The 15,035-nt window shown below is 64.1% G+C and carries 17 protein-coding genes, 1 other RNA gene and 1 riboswitch; of the genes, 6 read left to right on the forward strand and 12 right to left on the reverse strand.

The window, feature by feature from the left end:
- Nucleotides 1-4: 4 nt before the first annotated feature.
- Genes mdcE through dctP form a run of 7 tightly spaced genes read right to left on the reverse strand, consistent with a single transcriptional unit; the run spans nt 5 to nt 6,619 of the window.
- The gene (gene mdcE / locus GH663_RS02410) at nt 5-727 is read right to left on the reverse strand and encodes a biotin-independent malonate decarboxylase subunit gamma (RefSeq protein WP_153130124.1); all 723 of its coding nucleotides are present in this window, start codon (nt 725-727) and stop codon (nt 5-7) included.
- A complete protein-coding gene (locus tag GH663_RS02415) occupies nt 724-1,626 on the reverse strand; it encodes a biotin-independent malonate decarboxylase subunit beta (RefSeq protein WP_153130125.1) in 903 nt (300 codons plus the stop codon). Before GH663_RS02415 ends, mdcE begins: the two co-directional genes overlap by 4 nt.
- Nucleotides 1,623-1,937: a malonate decarboxylase acyl carrier protein gene (gene mdcC, locus GH663_RS02420; RefSeq protein ID WP_153130126.1), complete on the reverse strand. Its 315-nt coding sequence runs from the start codon at nt 1,935-1,937 to the stop codon at nt 1,623-1,625. Before mdcC ends, GH663_RS02415 begins: the two co-directional genes overlap by 4 nt.
- Before the next feature lie 5 nt (nt 1,938-1,942).
- On the reverse strand, nt 1,943-3,607 hold the full coding sequence (mdcA, locus tag GH663_RS02425; RefSeq protein ID WP_153130127.1) for a malonate decarboxylase subunit alpha: 1,665 nt from the start codon (nt 3,605-3,607) through the stop codon (nt 1,943-1,945).
- A gap of 18 nt (nt 3,608-3,625) precedes the next feature.
- Nucleotides 3,626-4,966, reverse strand: a complete 1,341-nt coding sequence (locus tag GH663_RS02430; protein WP_153130128.1) for a TRAP transporter large permease — start codon at nt 4,964-4,966, stop codon at nt 3,626-3,628.
- Nucleotides 4,963-5,547 carry a TRAP transporter small permease subunit gene (locus GH663_RS02435; RefSeq protein ID WP_153130129.1) on the reverse strand — a complete coding sequence of 195 codons (585 nt, stop codon included), beginning with the start codon at nt 5,545-5,547 and terminating at the stop codon, nt 4,963-4,965. Before GH663_RS02435 ends, GH663_RS02430 begins: the two co-directional genes overlap by 4 nt.
- A gap of 46 nt (nt 5,548-5,593) precedes the next feature.
- Nucleotides 5,594-6,619: a TRAP transporter substrate-binding protein DctP gene (gene dctP, locus GH663_RS02440; RefSeq protein ID WP_153130130.1), complete on the reverse strand. Its 1,026-nt coding sequence runs from the start codon at nt 6,617-6,619 to the stop codon at nt 5,594-5,596.
- Between the two features lie 191 nt (nt 6,620-6,810).
- Between dctP and GH663_RS02445 the strand changes: the two genes are divergently transcribed.
- Nucleotides 6,811-7,497 carry a GntR family transcriptional regulator gene (locus tag GH663_RS02445; RefSeq protein WP_153130131.1) on the forward strand — a complete coding sequence of 229 codons (687 nt, stop codon included), beginning with the start codon at nt 6,811-6,813 and terminating at the stop codon, nt 7,495-7,497.
- 2 nt (nt 7,498-7,499) lie between these two features.
- Here the strand turns inward: GH663_RS02445 and GH663_RS02450 are convergent, their stop codons facing one another.
- The 5 genes from GH663_RS02450 to GH663_RS02470 all read right to left on the reverse strand — a co-directional run bounded on the left by GH663_RS02450 (nt 7,500) and on the right by GH663_RS02470 (nt 9,569).
- Nucleotides 7,500-8,300, reverse strand: a complete 801-nt coding sequence (locus GH663_RS02450) for a sulfite exporter TauE/SafE family protein (RefSeq protein ID WP_153130132.1) — start codon at nt 8,298-8,300, stop codon at nt 7,500-7,502.
- Complete coding sequence (locus tag GH663_RS02455; RefSeq protein WP_153130133.1) at nt 8,300-8,764, reverse strand: EVE domain-containing protein; 465 nt, start codon at nt 8,762-8,764, stop codon at nt 8,300-8,302. The genes GH663_RS02450 and GH663_RS02455 overlap by 1 nt, the downstream gene beginning before the upstream one ends.
- Before the next feature lie 56 nt (nt 8,765-8,820).
- Nucleotides 8,821-9,000, reverse strand: a non-coding RNA gene (gene ssrS, locus GH663_RS02460) — 6S RNA.
- A gap of 34 nt (nt 9,001-9,034) precedes the next feature.
- Nucleotides 9,035-9,370 (reverse strand): cell division protein ZapA, encoded by a 336-nt coding sequence (locus tag GH663_RS02465; RefSeq protein ID WP_066885998.1) that lies wholly within the window; start codon nt 9,368-9,370, stop codon nt 9,035-9,037.
- Between the two features lies 1 nt (nt 9,371).
- Complete coding sequence (locus GH663_RS02470) at nt 9,372-9,569, reverse strand: hypothetical protein (RefSeq protein ID WP_066885995.1); 198 nt, start codon at nt 9,567-9,569, stop codon at nt 9,372-9,374.
- 115 nt (nt 9,570-9,684) lie between these two features.
- A riboswitch (cobalamin riboswitch) is annotated at nt 9,685-9,889 on the forward strand.
- A 106-nt stretch (nt 9,890-9,995) separates the two neighbouring features.
- Here GH663_RS02470 and GH663_RS02475 point away from each other — a divergent pair.
- The 5 genes from GH663_RS02475 to cobO are packed head-to-tail and all read left to right on the forward strand — an operon-like array spanning nt 9,996 to nt 15,031.
- Complete coding sequence (locus GH663_RS02475; protein WP_170291313.1) at nt 9,996-11,843, forward strand: TonB-dependent receptor domain-containing protein; 1,848 nt, start codon at nt 9,996-9,998, stop codon at nt 11,841-11,843.
- 6 nt (nt 11,844-11,849) lie between these two features.
- Nucleotides 11,850-12,827, forward strand: a complete 978-nt coding sequence (locus GH663_RS02480; protein WP_153130135.1) for a FecCD family ABC transporter permease — start codon at nt 11,850-11,852, stop codon at nt 12,825-12,827.
- Complete coding sequence (locus tag GH663_RS02485; protein WP_153130136.1) at nt 12,824-13,600, forward strand: ABC transporter ATP-binding protein; 777 nt, start codon at nt 12,824-12,826, stop codon at nt 13,598-13,600. Before GH663_RS02480 ends, GH663_RS02485 begins: the two co-directional genes overlap by 4 nt.
- Before the next feature lie 28 nt (nt 13,601-13,628).
- Complete coding sequence (locus tag GH663_RS02490) at nt 13,629-14,426, forward strand: ABC transporter substrate-binding protein (protein ID WP_170291314.1); 798 nt, start codon at nt 13,629-13,631, stop codon at nt 14,424-14,426.
- Nucleotides 14,423-15,031 carry a cob(I)yrinic acid a,c-diamide adenosyltransferase gene (cobO, locus tag GH663_RS02495; RefSeq protein ID WP_153130138.1) on the forward strand — a complete coding sequence of 203 codons (609 nt, stop codon included), beginning with the start codon at nt 14,423-14,425 and terminating at the stop codon, nt 15,029-15,031. Before GH663_RS02490 ends, cobO begins: the two co-directional genes overlap by 4 nt.
- Nucleotides 15,032-15,035: the final 4 nt, after the last annotated feature.

A 15,035-nucleotide genomic window follows, 5' to 3' on the forward strand; every position in this document is an offset into this window, starting at 1 on the left:
CGGATCAGGCGCCGAGCACGGTGTTCTGCACCATCTTGGCGACGCCGGCCGCCAGTTGGCGGCCACCGCGGCTCAGGCCGCAGCCCATTCGCTGGTCGGTCACCGGCGTCGTCTGCACGGCGGCGAGCAGTGCCCGCTCCAGCAACTCGGCCGAGGCCGCGGGCCAGATCGCCTCGATGCCGCCCATTCGGACATAGCTCTCGGCGCCCGGCGCGAAGATCGGCGAACTGGCCGCCAACTCGACTAGGCGTTCGTGAGCGATCTTGGTCACCCGCGCCATCGCCCGCAGGTCCATGACCCGGACCTGGGCGTCGGCCAGCGCGTAGGCCTTGTCGGCCATCAGCCCGAAGGACAGGAAGCCGCCGCTGACCGCGTTGGCGGTGACCAGGCTGAACGACGCATGGCCCTGGCGGCGCGCCAGATCGACGCAACTGGCGAGATGGGCTAGCGAGCCGTTCAGGCAGAGCAGTTCCTGGCTGCGCGACAGGGCCTGGCCGCTGGTATCGACCAGGAAGACCAGCGGCCGGCCGGGATGCTGCTCGACGGTGTCGAGGATGAAATCGGCCAGCGCCAGCGCCATCGCGTGGTCGATGGCCGCCGCATCGGTAGTACCGAGCACGGCGACCGGACCCTGCGCCGTCTGCGCCTGGCCGGTAATCACCGAATTGGCGACGTCGACCGCATGACCGGCCGGGAACAGGCTATCGAGAATGTCGTTGAGGCTCATGTCGGCAATCCTTCCTTCAAGGCGACCAGGCTGTCGCGGTCGAGCAGCGGCACGCTTTCCGGCTGGGTAACGCCGAGCGCCGCCCAGACGTCCAGACCATCGCGCAGCGCGCCATAGGCGGCGAGGCGGTTTTTCAGTGCGCGTTGCCGGGTGCGCAGGCCGGCCAGGCTCGGTGCCGGCTCCGTCCAGCCAGCGAGAAACTCCGTCGCCCCAGTGCGGAAGGCGGCGAGGTCGTCTTCGACCAGCATCGCGCAGTCGCCCATCAGGTAGCGGTGCTTGCCGCCGGTGACGCGCCAGACCAGTGCCCGGTCCTTGGCGTCGAATTCCTCGACGCCGGCCACCGTTTCGATGACCTCCGGCCCGGACAGCGCCAGCCGGCCTTCCTCGGACATGAGGATGGCCGAACAGAGCTTGGCGACGATGCCCATGCCGCCGAAAGCGCCGCAACTGCCGCCGACCAGCGCGACGACCGGGACACCGGCGGCGCGGGCGTCGAGCACGGCGCGCATGATTTCGGAAATGGCGATCAGGCCGGCGTTGGCCTCATGCAGCCGAACGCCACCGGAGTCGATCAGGAACAGCACGGCAGCCGGCTTTTCCTTGACCGCCCGGCGCAGCAGGCCGACGATCTTGGCGCCGTGGATTTCGCCGACGGCGCCACCCATGAACTGGCCTTCCTGGGCTGCGACAAAAACGGCCTTGCCAGCCAGTCGACCGCAGCCAATGACCACGCCGTCGTCAAAGGCGCCGGGCAGGTCGAGCTGGGCCAGATGCGGGCTGGGCTGCGCTTCGGCCGGCGGCAGGATTTCGCGGAAACTGCCGGCATCAAGCAGGCCATTGATCCGGGCCCGGGCGGTGGCCTCGAACCAGCTATGACGGGTCGCGAGTGACGGGTTCATTGCCCACCTCCTTGGTATTCGGCCAGGGCCTGCGCCAGGCGCAGACTGACGACGGCCGGCGTCGCCCCCATGTCGTTGATGGCGATGGCGGTGCCGCCGGCGGCATGGGCCGCGGCGAAGCTGCCGAGCACGGCGCGCCAGGTCTCGCCGAAACCACGAGCCGAGGTCTTGATGCTGATCTGGCAGATCGTGGCAGCATCGCCGGCCTTGACCAGGATTTCCAGGTTGCCGGAGCCGACGACGCCGCACAGCGCCGGGTTGGCCGCCCGGGAAACGGGCGCCGAGTCGAAACGAAAATCGAGAGTTTCCATGGCAGTCACCAATTGCGGAAGCGGGAAGGCGGCGCGTAAAGGCCGCCGGACCAGCGCACCAGATCCTTGACGGAACGGGCGGCCAACAGATCGCGCGTTGCCAGGCGCGGGTCGATGCCGAGATCTTCGGGACGGCGGATGATGCCGCGGTCGCGCAGGTTCTCGACCATCGCCTTGTCACGCGCCATGCCGACCGGCGTGAAGCCGGCGACGCCGCGGATGGCCTGCTCGCGCTCTTCCGGGCTACGGCAGAGCAGCAGGTTGGCAATGCCTTCCTCGGTCACGATATGGCTGACGTCGTCGCCGTAGATCATTATCGGCGGCAATTCGGCGCCCATCGACTTCTGCAGTTTCCAGGCATCGAGTTCCTCGACGAAGACCGGCGCCATGTGCTCGCGGAAGGTTTCGACCATCTGCACGACCAGCTTGCGGCCGCGGATGGCGTTCGGCCCGTAGGCCTCGCGCCCGGCTTTCAGCCAGGCCGGGCTGGCGTGCCGGCGACCGTGCGGATCGGAACCCATGTTCGGCGCGCCGCCGAAGCCGGTGATGCGGCCCAGCGTTGCTGTCGAACTATTGCCGGCCATGTCCATCTGCAAGGTCGAGCCGATGAACATGTCGCAGGCGTAGAGGCCGGCCGTTTGGGAAAACGCCCGGTTGGAACGCATGCTGCCGTCGGCCCCGGTGAAGAAGATGTCGGAACGAGCCGAGATGTAGGCATCCATGCCGACTTCCGAGCCGAAGCAATGCACCGATTCGACGAAGCCGGCTTCGATGGCCGGGATCAGCGTCGGGTGCGGATTGAGCGCCCAATGCGTGCAGATCTTGCCTTTCAGGCCGAGGTCGGCGGCATAGGTCGGCAACAGCAGTTCGATCGCCGCGGTGTCGAAGCCGATGCCGTGGTTCAGGCGGGTGACGCCATATTCGGCGTAGATGCCCTTGATCGCCATCATCGCCATCAGCACCTGCACTTCGGTAATCTGCGCCGGGTCGCGGGTAAAGAGCGGCTCGATGTAGTTCGGCTTCGGCGCCAGTACCGTGAAATCGACCCAGTCGGCCGGCACATCGACGCGTGGCAGTTTCTCCAAGCGCTCGTTGACCTGGGCGATGACGATGCCGCCCTTGAAAGCAGTGGCCTCGACAATGGCCGGCGTGTCCTCGGTGTTCGGCCCGAGGTAGAGATTACCCTCGGCATCGGCCGCCTGCGCCGCGATCAGCGCCACATTCGGCGTCAGGTCGAGGAAATAGCGACCGAACAGTTCGAGATAAGTGTGAATCGCGCCGATCTCGATGCGCTGTTCCTGAACCAGCTTGGCCAGCCGGGCGCCCTGCGGGCCACTGAAAGAAAAGTCGAGGCGGTTTGCCAGGCCGCGCTCGAAAAGGTCCACATGGCTCGGCAGAGCCAGGACTGACTGGACCAGACTGAGGTGATTGATGCGTTCCGGGCTGCAGTCAGCCAGGGACTCGGAGAGGAAATCGGCCTGCTTCTGGTTGTTGCCTTCCAGACAGACGCGGTCGCCCGGCTGGATGACGGCTTCGAGCAGGTCGATGATGCGGTCGACCGGGATTTCCTTGCCATTTTTGCCAGCCAGGCCGAGGCTGGCCGCCCGCTCAAGGCGGCGGCCACGGCTCTGGCGCAGCGTATCCCAGTCACGCGGGAGGGGTGCGTTCATGATCGTCTTTCCGCTGACTCAGGAACCGCTGTACTGCGACGGCAGCCAGGTGGCGATTTCCGGGAAGATGCAGAGCAGCACGATGCCGAGCGCCATCAGCAGCAGGAAGGGGACGGTGCCCCACATGATTTCCTTGAGCTTGATGTCGGGCGCGATGCCGCTGATCACGAACAGGTTGAGGCCGACCGGCGGGTGAATCAGGCCCATTTCCATGAGGATGGTCATGATCACGCCGAACCAGATCAGGTCGATGCCCAAGGCGTTCAGCGCCGGCAGGATGATCGGCGTGACCATCAGGATGATGGCGACCGGCGGCAGGAAGAAGCCGAGCACGATGAGCAGGATATTGACCCAGAAGAAGAAGGCCCATTTGCTCAACTCCAGCGAAATCATCCAGGCGGCGGCCGACTGGGTGATGTGCAGGTAGCTCATCACGTAGGTGTAGAGGAAGGACATCGCAATGATCAGCATGATCATCGACGACTCGCGGGCCGTGCCGGAGAGGATGACCTTGAGGTCGCTCCAGCGCCAGCAGCCGTAGATCGCCATGACCATCAGCAGCGCACCGAAGGCGCCGATGCCGGCGACTTCCGAGGGCGTCGCCCAGCCGCCGTAGAGGGCGACCATGACGATGACGATCAAACCGAGGAAGGGCGCCAGGCGGGGCAGCGTTTCAAGGCGCTGTTTCCAGCTGAACGACTCTTCCGCCGGCATGGCCATGCCAGTCGTGCGATTGGCCGAAATCTTCTCGTTCTTTTCGGCCCAGGATTTGTACACCACCCAGATCGAGAACATCGCCGTCAGCAACAAGCCGGGGCCAACGCCGGCCATGAACAGCTTGCCGATCGACTGTTCGGTGGCCAGGCCATAGAGGATCAACGTCAGCGACGGCGGAATCAGGATGCCCAGCGTGCCGCCGGCGGCGATCAGGCCGGTCGCCAGACGCTCGGAATAGCCGCGTTTGCGCATTTCCGGAATGCCCGAGGAACCGATCGCCGAACAGGTTGCCGGCGAGGAACCGCACATCGCGGCAAACACCGAGCAGGCCAGCGTATTGGCCAGTCCGAGGCCACCCGGAACCTTGTACAGCCAGCGGTTCAGCGAGTTGTAGAGATCGGCCCCGGCGCGTGATTTGCCGATGGCGGCGCCCATCATGATGAAGAGCGGAATGGTCAGCAGCGTGAAGCTGTTCAGTTCGGAGAAGATGGTCTCGGCGACGATCGACAACTGTGCCACCGGCATGAAGAAGTACATGAAGATCAGGGCGACCGAGCCGACGGCAAAGGCAATCGGCATCCCCGAGAAAAGGAAGATGAAAGTGGCGGCCGCGTAGAGCAAGCCCAATGTTCCGACGCTCATTTGCGTACTCCTTCGTCGTCATGCTGGATGCGTTCAATGGCCACCTGAATGGCCGCGTTATGTTGCGGCGGCGGCTGGTGCGAGCGCATGGCTTCAGGCAGCGAGTCTTCGATGAACTGGACGAAAATCTGCAGGGTCAGCGAGGTCATGCCGACTGCCATGGTGGCAAAGACCGGCCACATCTTCGGCGCCCAGGAGGTGTCGCTCATCCGGCCTTCATCCCAGGCTTCGTAGAACAGGTGCCAGCAGTTCCAGGCAACGAAGGCGCAGAACAGGAAGGACAGCAGATCGGAAAGCGCCATGCGCCACTGCGTCCAGCTCGGCGGCGTGACCTCGTCGAGAATTTCGATCGTGACGTGGCCACGGTTGAGCTGGGTATGGGCGGCGGCCAGGAAGCTGGAAGCGATCAGTAAATAGACGCAAAACTCGATTTCCCAGTCGGTCGGCCAGGCAAAGAAATAGCGGACCGCGACTTCAAAAACGAGAACACAGGTAGCGATGACGATCAGAAAGGCCGACAGGTAACCTGTCGCGATGTTGAAGGCCTTGACCGCTCGGCTGATGAAATATCCGGGGCTCATGATTCACCTTTAAGAAGGATGGGCCGGGCCATGCCCGGCCGGGTGATTACTTGACCGACAGCGCCATGTCGAGCAGGGCGCGGCCATCCTTGATGTTCTCGGCAAAATCCTTGAAAGCCGTCTGTTCCGCAACGCCACGCCAGGCCATGAAGGCTTTTTCATCCATGTCGACCACCTTGGCACCGGCTTTGGCGAACACCTCAGCCATCCGTTGGTCGTCCTTCTTGGCTTCCTCGACGCCGAACTTCTCCAGACTGGCGCCAACTTCGCTGATGATCTTCTGTTGTTCCGGGGTCAGCGAGTCATAGAGGCCCTTGGAAATCAGCAGCGGCTCGAACATGAACCAGAAACTCTTGTTGCGGGCCGAGGTGACGTACTTGCTGAATTCCTGCAGACGGAAACTGATCAACGAGGTACTGGAAGTCAGCGCCGCATCGAGCACACCGGACTGCATCGCGCTGTAGATTTCCGAGGAAGGCATGCCGGTGACCGCCGCACCGGCGCCCTTCAGCATCTGGTCCATTTCCTTGCTGCCGCCGCGGAATTTCAGGCCCTTGGCATCATCGGGAACAACCACCGTTTTCTTGGTCGAGGCGATACCGCCTGCCTGCCAGACCCAGGTGACGATCTTGATGTTCTTGTCGGCCAGAATGCGGTCCAGTTCCTTGCCGATCGGTGCGGATTTCCAGCGCATCCCCTGTTCGTAGCTGCTGACCAGGGTCGGCATCAGGGTCAGGTTGACCTGCGGAATTTCACCGCCGCCATAGGCCAGCGGCACCAGGCTCATGTCCAGCGCGCTCTTGCGCAAGGCACCGATCTGGCTGTTGGTCTTCATCAGCGAACTGCCCGGATAGATCTCGAACTTCAGGCTGCCCTTGGACTGCTTTTCGACTTCGGCGGCGAAGCGACGGACCAGACGATCGCGGAAATCACCATCTTCGCTGGAAGCCGCCGGGAACTGGTGCGAAATCTTGATGACACGCGGCGTCTGGGCGTGGGCAAACGGCAGGGCACAGGTCAGGGCGGCAGCGGCGATAGCCAGTGTAAGGTGGCGCTTGGTCTTGCTGATCATGGATGTCTCCTCCAGGGTTATCAAAGCACTGACGGTGAAACCTCACTGGCTGGCTTATCCTGATTTCCGGAATACCGCACTGTTGTTTTGTGTTCAAAAATCACCGTTGTGTATACAAGATAGGCAATGATTGAATACTGGTCAACTAATTTCGTATAATTAAATCACTGTAACAAGCCGGAGCATCAATCGTGAACAGCCCAGCCGAAATACCCGCCACCACCCGCCAGTCGGAACGCCTCGGCGAACTGATCGAGGAGCGCATCGTCACCGGTGTTTACCCCCCCGGCACGCGCCTCGACGAGCAGGAACTGGCCGACACCTTCGGCGTATCACGGACGCCGGTGCGCGAAGCGCTGATCCAGTTATCCTCGGTCGGCCTGATCGAGATCAAGCCGCGGCGCGGCGCCACGGTGCCGGAAGTCGGCGCCGACCGGGTCTGCGAGATGTTCGAGGTGATGGCCGAACTGGAGGCGATGTGTGGCCGACTGGCCGCCCGCCGGATCACGCCGGGCGAACAACTGGCCCTGCAGGAAGCGCACCGCGCCTGCGAAGCGGCGCGCGATGCGAACACGCCGGATATCTATTACCAGTTGAATGAAGTTTTTCACCAGCGCATCTACGAGGCCAGCCACAACGGCTTCCTGGTCGAGCAGGCCACCGCCCTGCACCGGCGACTGCGCCCTTACCGGCGGCTACAGTTGCGCGTCCGCAACCGGATGGCGACCTCGTTCAACGAGCATCAGGCGATCGTCGAAGCGATCATCAAGGGCGACAGCGATCTTGCCGCGGCGCAACTGCGGGCGCATGTCACGGTCCAGGGCGAACGCTTCGCCGACCTCGTCGCGACGCTGCGCGACTTCAAGGCCGGCGCCTAGCCTCAGCCGATCAGGCTGTACAGCATCTTGCTGGCGAGCAGGGCGAGAAAGCCGCCGAACGCCCGCTTCAGCTTCTTGACTGGCAGCCGGTGGGCCAGCCGGGCGCCGACCGGCGCCATCGTGATGCTCATCACGACAATGCCGAAAAAAGCCGGCAGGTAGATGTAGCCCAGGGTATAGGGCGGCAAGCCGCTGTCATTCCAGCCGGCGACGATATAGCCGATCGCCCCCGCCACCGCAATCGGAAAGCCGAGCGCCGACGAGGTGCCGACCGCCGCGTGAATTGCGACGTTGCAGAAGAGCATGAAGGGAATCGACAGGAAACCGCCGCCCGCCGCGACCAGGCTGGAAATCACGCCGATGATGCCGCCGACACCGAACAGGCCGAGCGGGCCGGGCAGTTGCCGATGGGCGTGTGGCTTGAAGTCGAGCATCATCTGCAGTGAAGCGTAATAAACGATGACGACGAAAATGGCCGTCATCGGCCCGGTCGGTACCTGGCCGGCGACCAGCGAACCGCCAAAAGTCCCCAGTACCAGGCCCGGCGCCAGGCTGCGCACGACATCCCAGCGCACGGCACCATGCGCATGATGAGCGCGCATGCTGGAAATCGACGTGAAGACGATGGTCGCCATCGAGGTGCCGAGCGCCAGGTGCATGACATGCTCGGGCGGGAATTGCTGGGCGACGAACAGCATGTACATGAAGGGGACCAGGGTCAGACCGCCGCCAACGCCGAACAAGCCGGCGACAAAACCGCCGAAAATCCCCAGCAAGGGGTAGGTCAACCACCAGAGTGTCATCAGTCTTCTGCCAGACGCCGATTGATAAAGGCCCATTCATCAGCGCTCAGCGGCGTGATCGACAGCCGGTTGCCACGGGCAAGGAGGCGCATGTTAGCAAGTTCCGGGTAACGACGCAGTTCGGCCAGCGGCAGATAGCGGGTCTTCTCGATGAAACGGACGTCGCGCAGCCACCAGCGCGGCTTGGCGCGGTCGGATTTGGGGTCGAAATACGGACTGTCCGGTGCAAACTGGGTATCGTCCGGGTAAGGCTCGGAACAGACTTCGCAAAGGCCGGCAATGCCCGGCTCGGCACAACCGGAATGGTAAAAGAAGGCGAGATCGCCGATCGCCATCGCGTCGCGCATGAAATTGCGCGCTTGGTAATTGCGCACCCCGAACCACGGCACGTGCTGCCCGGGCGCTGCGGCCAGGTCGTCGATCGACACTTCGTCCGGCTCCGATTTCATCAACCAGTAGTTCATGTCGCGAACCTCCAAAAGGAAACGGGTGGCAGACGAATCTGCCACCCGTTCGGTAATTGGCCCCCGCAAGTGCCGTCAGACCGGCATCCTGAACCTGGGTCCAGAATGGTCGCTTTCCCGCTGCATCAGGAGCTCCTGACTAGAGGCGCTCACAACAGCAGCTTGATGGTCCACAACCGATGCCAATTAGCATTGGTTCAAGGAATGTATGGTCTTAACAAACACCGCAGGGGACGCTCGGCGGGCGGCGCCGGGGTCAGCAGAAAGTGACTACAGGTCCAAGTTCTGCTGGGGCGCAAGCACGGCATCGATCCGTGCTCCCATGTCGCTGATTCTACGCTTTGCGTCGGAAGTATCAACCGCTTCGAAAACAGTTTCCGAAGGATTTCCGGCGGCGCCGGACAGGTGTTCGTGTGCGATGTTCAAGGCAGCCATCACGGCAACGCGCTCGGCGATGGTGCTCTTGGTGCGCTGGGCGATTTCGCGCATCTTGTTGTCGACCAGATCGACCGCCGACAACAGCGCATCGCGCTCAGCCGGGGCACAGGCAACGCGGTATTCGCGGCCCATGATCTTGACGTCGAGGAAATTCGGCTCGCTGCTCATCTCAGGCATCCTCGGGCAACTTGTCCATCAGACCTTCCAGACGCTCGCGAGCGGCCGTCATCGTCTGGCGCAAGTGCAGTCTTTCGGTTTCGGCCGCTGCCATCTGATTCTTCAGCACCTCGTTCTCGGCGCGCAACTGGTGGACCAGGGCGACCACCTGTTCAATCTTGGCTTCAAGCGCTTCGAGTTCGGTATTCATGGCGCGAACTATAGAGGGAAAAACAACGTGTGGTCAAGGACTAAGCCTTTATTCTCAAAGTGCTTTATTGGAATTTATCAGTACTTTTCTGATGCGGCGCAACAACTTGCCATGTAGAATGCGCGCCGTGTCAGGTGCTGCGCGACGTTATTCGAAGCGCAGTTAAACGGGAAAGCGGTGCGTCTCCACGAGACCAATCCGCTGCTGCCCCCGCAACGGTAACAAGTGCGGGCGTACCACAAGGCCACTGGGTTCAAACCTGGGAAGGCGGTACGTCAAGACTTGCGAGCCCGGATACCGGCCTGAGACAAATCACGGAAGTGCCACGGGGGTGTGGCGCCGGTTCCTGCGAGCCGCCGTTCCCCCTGCGCTTCCTTCTCAATGCTGTTCCGGCATGCGGGGACGCCCGCCGGGAAAGGAAGACTCATGTACCCACGTTTGAAACCGCTGGTCGCACTGCTCTCGATGGCGGCCTCGTTGCCCACCTTGGCCGACAGCCAGGACAACCTCGACCCCATCGTCGTCACCGCCACCCGCCAACAAATGCGCGCCTCGGAACTGCTGTCCGACGTCAGCGTTATTCAGCGCGAGGAAATCGAGCGTTCGCCGCAGATGACCGTCGGCGAACTGCTGGCCCGCCAACCGGGCATCGAATTTGCCGCCAATGGCGGCAATGGCAGCAACAGCAGCATTTTCATGCGCGGCACCAACAGCGGCCACACGCTGGTCCTGATCGACGGCATGCGCATCGGCTCGGCCACGGCCGGCCAGATGTCTTCGTGGTCGCGCCTACCGCTCGCCCAGATCGACCGCATCGAGATCCTGCGCGGCCCGTCGTCATCGTTGTACGGCAGCGACGCCATCGGCGGCGTCGTCCAGATTTTCACCCGCCAGGGCCAGGGACCGATGCAGGTCAATGCCGAAATCGGCGCCGGCAGCAACGATACCTACACGATGGCGGCCGGCCTCTCCGGTCAGCAGAACAACTGGCGTTATTCGCTGAGTGCCGATGTCTATCGCACCGAAGGCATCAACACCATTTCCAATCCGAAGAGCAGCAGCTACAACTCGGACCGCGACGGCTTCTACAATCAGAGCGTCGCCGGCAGCCTGGCCTATGCTTTCGCCAAGGGCCACGAACTCGGCGCCAATCTCTTCTACAGCGACGGTTACAACCAGTACGACGCCGGCAAGTCGACGGCCAGCGCCGCCAAGGATGCCCGCAACTACAACGCCGTTTCCAGTTTCAGCACCTATCTGAAAAACGCGCTGACCGAAAACTGGAAAAGCACGCTGAGCTTTGGCCACAGCGTGGACGACTCGGCCAACTACACCGATCGCGTGCTGACCGGGCTGTTCCGCACCGACCAGGATCAGTTGACCTGGCAAAACGACATCCGTACCGGTGTCGGCAACTTCCTGCTCGGCGTCGAACGCCTTGAGCAAGCGGTCAGCGGCTCCAGCAATTTCAAGGTCACCGACCGCACGACCGACTCCCTGCTCGCTGGCTGGAATGGCAGCTACCAGAGCCATCGCCTGCAGGCCAACGTCCGCTATGACGACAACTCGCAGTTCGGCGACAAGACGACCGGTGCGCTGGCCTACGGCTACCAGATCTCCTCGGCCTGGCGCGCCAACCTTGGCTACGGCACCGCCTTCAAGGCCCCGTCCTTCAACGACCTGTACTACCCGAAATCCGGCAAGTACGTCGGCAACCCGAACCTGCTGCCGGAATCCTCGCGCAATCGCGAGGCGTCGATCCATTACGAGGCCGGCGCCCATCACGTCTCGCTGACCTGGTTCCTGAACCGGGTGGAAAACCTGATCGTCTGGCCGAGCACCGGCACCACGATCATGCCGGCCAACGTCAGCAATGCCCGCATCGAAGGAGCAACGCTGGCCTATGAGGGCCGTCTCGGCAGCTTCGATCTGCTCGCCAATTACAACTACCTCGATCCGCGCGATGCCGATAGCGGCCGGCAACTGCCCCGCCGGGCCAGCAATTACGGCACGCTGTCGCTCGGCCAGCAGATCGGCCCCTGGGACTGGCGCGTCGAGCTGTTTGCCAGCGACCGCCGCTTCAGCGATGACAGGAACGACGTAAAACTGCATGGCTACGCGCTCACCAACCTGTATGGCGCCTATCGCCTGAATGATGGCTGGTCGGTCTTCGGCCGCGTCAACAACCTGTTCGACCGCGAATACAACCTGGTCGCCGATTACGGCACGCCGGGCACCAGCGTCTTCGTCGGCGTCCGCTACAGCCCGAAATAAACCGTCATGCCGTCCAGCCGCCGCGCCCTCCTGATCCTGACCAGCCTCAGCTTGCTCGCCGGGCTCAGTATCGGGCTGGCCCTGTCGGTGGGCAGCCTGCGCATCCCTTTTCCGGATGTGCTGGCTGCGCTGGCCGGGCGCGAAGTGCAGGGCATCGACGTCGTGCTCGAACTGCGCCTGCCGCGGGCGCTGGCCGGCTTTGCCTGCGGCGGCCTGCTCGCCCTGGCCGGCGCGCTGATGCAGGTACTGTTACGCAATCCGCTGGCCGACCCTTACGTGCTGGGCATTTCCGGCGGCGCCGGGGTCGGGGCGATGTTCGCCATCCTGCTCGGCCTGCCGGTGCTCGGCATCGATGGGCTGGCTTTCCTCGGCGCCCTGAGTGCGATGTTCATCGTCTTCGGGCTGGCCCATGGCGACGGCAGCTGGACGCAGACGCGGCTGCTGCTGACCGGCGTCATCGTTGCCGCCGGCTGCGGCGCGCTGGTCGCGCTGATGCTGGCCATCGCCCCCGAACACAAGCTGCGCGGCATGCTGTTCTGGCTGATGGGCGACCTCGGCCAGAGCGGCCAGTGGTGGCCGCCGCTGCTGGCGCTCGGCGTCGCCCTGCTGCTGGCCATGCCGTTCGCCCGCGAATTGAACCTGCTGGCGCGCGGCATGATGCAGGCGCAGGCGCTGGGGGTTGCGGTCAACCGGCTGCGCTATGCGATTTATCTGCTCGCTTCGCTGGCCACCGCCGCCTCGGTGACCACGGCCGGCTCGATCGGCTTCGTCGGTCTGGTCGTGCCGCACCTGGTCCGCCTCGCCACCGGCAACGACCAGCGCCTGCTGCTGCCAGCCTCGGTGCTGGCTGGCGGCTCGCTGCTCGTGCTGGCCGATACCCTGGCCCGCACGCTGATTGCGCCGCAGCAACTGCCGGTCGGCGTGCTGACCGCGCTGATCGGCGTGCCGGTCTTCCTCTTCCTGCTCTCGAGGCATCAGCGATGAGCGCCGCCCCGTTGATCGAAGCCCAGACGCTGAGTGTCAGCGTCGGCCAGCATCAGGTGTGCACCGACCTCAATTTCACGCTGCAGCCTGGCGAACGGCTGGCCATTCTCGGCCGCAACGGCGCCGGCAAATCGACGCTGCTCTCGGTGCTGGCCGGCCTGCGCGCCCCCGATACCGGCGAAATCCTGCTCGGCGGCACCTCCTACGCCGAACTCGGCCCGCGTCAGGCAGCGCTGCGTCGCGGCTGGCTGGAGCAGCGGCATGGCGACGCCTTCGCCTCGACGGTGCTGGAAACGACACTGACCGGCCGCCACCCGCACCTCGGGCGCTGGGACTGGGAAAGCGCCCAGGATGCCGATATCGCCCGCACCGCCTTGCGTGCCGTCGGCCTGGCCGAGATGGAAAAGCGCGACGTGCAGACCCTGTCCGGCGGCGAACGCCAGCGACTGGCCATCGCCACCCTGCTCACCCAGGCGGCGCCGCTCTATCTGCTCGACGAGCCGCTCGCCCATCTCGACCTCAATCACCAGATCGCCGTCCTCGAACTGTTTGCCGGTGCCGCGCGCGATAACGGTGCCGGCGTCATCATGGTGCTGCACGAACCGGCGCTGGCCTGGCGTTATTGCGACCGCGCCCTGCTCATTCACGGCGATGGCCGGCACGAACTTGGGCCGGTCCGCCAGATGCTGACCGCCGAACACCTGTCGGCCCTTTACCAGCACCCGCTGCAAGCCGTCGAGATCGATGGCCGGATCGGCTTCATCCCGCGCTGAGCGGCCGTCTTTGTTGCAAGGATTCCCCATGCTTCCCCTGCTTCGTTTCCTGTGTTGCTTCCTGCTTGGCCTGAGCGCGCTGAACGCCCACGCCGCCTGTCCGCGCATCGTCAGCCAGTCGCCCTATCTGAGCATCGCCCTCGACTGGCTTGGCCGCGGCGAGTGCATCGTCGGCGTTTCGCGCTACGACAAGAAGGATCTGCCACGCACCGGCGGGGTCAGCGATCCGGATGCCGCCGCCATCGCCGCGCTGCGCCCCGACCTGATCGTCACTTCGACGCTGACCAGCGAGCAAACGCTGCAGCAGGTCACGCCGGCCGGCACCCGTACGCTGCGCGTTGGCGGTTCGCGCTCGCTGGCCGAGACCGAACAGATGCTGGTGGCGCTCGCCGAAGCCAGCGGCGCGCCGAACGGCGCCGCCCGGGCCGCCGAATTCAGCCGCGAAGCCCATCGCCGGCTGAGCGAATTTCCCGGCCGCAAGCGCCGCGTGCTGCTGCTCTCGGCCTGCGCTGCGAAGCCCTATTCCTACGGCCACAACACGCTGCTCGGCGATCTCGCCGAGCAGGCCGGCCTGACCCTGGCCGACCCGGCCGAAGGTATCCACCATCTGCGTGAAGGCCAGGCCATCGACGGCATTCCGGCTTTGGTCGCAGCCACCCGGCCGGATTTGGTGATCAATTTCATGTCGACCGCAGCCAGCCAGTGCGACGCCAGCCTCGGCAGCCTGCCGGTGCCGCTGGTCATGCTCTCCGGCGACAATTTTTTCTACCCCGGTCCCCGCCTGCTCGAAGGCCTGGACGAACTGAAGGAGGCGCTGAAGCCATGACCGAACCCCTGGACCAGGAATCCCGCCACAGCAACCGCATGCAGCGCAAGAAGGAAGTGGTCGACGGCAAGATCGCCGCCGCCCAGGAAGAACGCGGCGTGCTGGTCATCAACACCGGCAACGGCAAGGGCAAGTCCTCGGCCGCCTTCGGCGTCGTCGCCCGCGCCCTCGGCCACGGCCTGAAAGTCGGCGTCGTGCAATTCGTCAAGGGCCGCTCGGATACCGGCGAGGAGGCCTTCTTCCGCCAGCAGCCGAATGTCGCCTGGCATGTCGGTGGCGAAGGCTTCACCTGGGAAACCCAGGACAAGGAGCGCGACGCCCGCGCCGCCCAGGCCGCCTGGGAAGTCGCCTGCGGCCACCTGAGCAACCCGGAGATCGGCCTCGTCGTCCTCGACGAAATGACCTACGCTTTCAAATACGGCTGGCTGGAACTCGATGAAGTCATCGCCAAGCTGCTCGCCCGCCCGCACATGCAGCACGTCATCATCACCGGTCGCGCCGCGCCGCAAGCCCTGCGCGAGGCGGCCGACACGGTCAGCGACATCGGCATGGAAAAGCACGCCTTCCAGAGCGGCATCAAGGCCATGCCCGGCCTCGAATTCTGAGTCC

Source organism: Dechloromonas hortensis, assembly GCF_009469765.1.
GTDB lineage: Bacteria > Pseudomonadota > Gammaproteobacteria > Burkholderiales > Rhodocyclaceae > Azonexus > Azonexus hortensis.

Excerpts from the sequence above, each read along its gene's own strand:
- GH663_RS02415 (WP_153130125.1), bottom strand. The coding sequence starts at position 1,626 with ATGAACCCGTCACTCGCGACCCGTCATAGCTGGTTCGAGGCCACCGCC.
- GH663_RS02480 (WP_153130135.1), top strand. The coding sequence starts at position 11,850 with ATGCCGTCCAGCCGCCGCGCCCTCCTGATCCTGACCAGCCTCAGCTTG.
- GH663_RS02465 (WP_066885998.1), bottom strand. The coding sequence starts at position 9,370 with ATGAGCAGCGAGCCGAATTTCCTCGACGTCAAGATCATGGGCCGCGAA.
- GH663_RS02455 (WP_153130133.1), bottom strand. The coding sequence starts at position 8,764 with ATGAACTACTGGTTGATGAAATCGGAGCCGGACGAAGTGTCGATCGAC.
- GH663_RS02485 (WP_153130136.1), top strand. The coding sequence starts at position 12,824 with ATGAGCGCCGCCCCGTTGATCGAAGCCCAGACGCTGAGTGTCAGCGTC.
- mdcA (WP_153130127.1), bottom strand. The coding sequence starts at position 3,607 with ATGAACGCACCCCTCCCGCGTGACTGGGATACGCTGCGCCAGAGCCGT.
- mdcE (WP_153130124.1), bottom strand. The coding sequence starts at position 727 with ATGAGCCTCAACGACATTCTCGATAGCCTGTTCCCGGCCGGTCATGCG.
- cobO (WP_153130138.1), top strand. The coding sequence starts at position 14,423 with ATGACCGAACCCCTGGACCAGGAATCCCGCCACAGCAACCGCATGCAG.
- mdcC (WP_153130126.1), bottom strand. The coding sequence starts at position 1,937 with ATGGAAACTCTCGATTTTCGTTTCGACTCGGCGCCCGTTTCCCGGGCG.
- GH663_RS02470 (WP_066885995.1), bottom strand. The coding sequence starts at position 9,569 with ATGAATACCGAACTCGAAGCGCTTGAAGCCAAGATTGAACAGGTGGTC.
- GH663_RS02435 (WP_153130129.1), bottom strand. The coding sequence starts at position 5,547 with ATGAGCCCCGGATATTTCATCAGCCGAGCGGTCAAGGCCTTCAACATC.
- dctP (WP_153130130.1), bottom strand. The coding sequence starts at position 6,619 with ATGATCAGCAAGACCAAGCGCCACCTTACACTGGCTATCGCCGCTGCC.
- GH663_RS02450 (WP_153130132.1), bottom strand. The coding sequence starts at position 8,300 with ATGACACTCTGGTGGTTGACCTACCCCTTGCTGGGGATTTTCGGCGGT.
- GH663_RS02430 (WP_153130128.1), bottom strand. The coding sequence starts at position 4,966 with ATGAGCGTCGGAACATTGGGCTTGCTCTACGCGGCCGCCACTTTCATC.
- GH663_RS02475 (WP_170291313.1), top strand. The coding sequence starts at position 9,996 with ATGTACCCACGTTTGAAACCGCTGGTCGCACTGCTCTCGATGGCGGCC.
- GH663_RS02490 (WP_170291314.1), top strand. The coding sequence starts at position 13,629 with ATGCTTCCCCTGCTTCGTTTCCTGTGTTGCTTCCTGCTTGGCCTGAGC.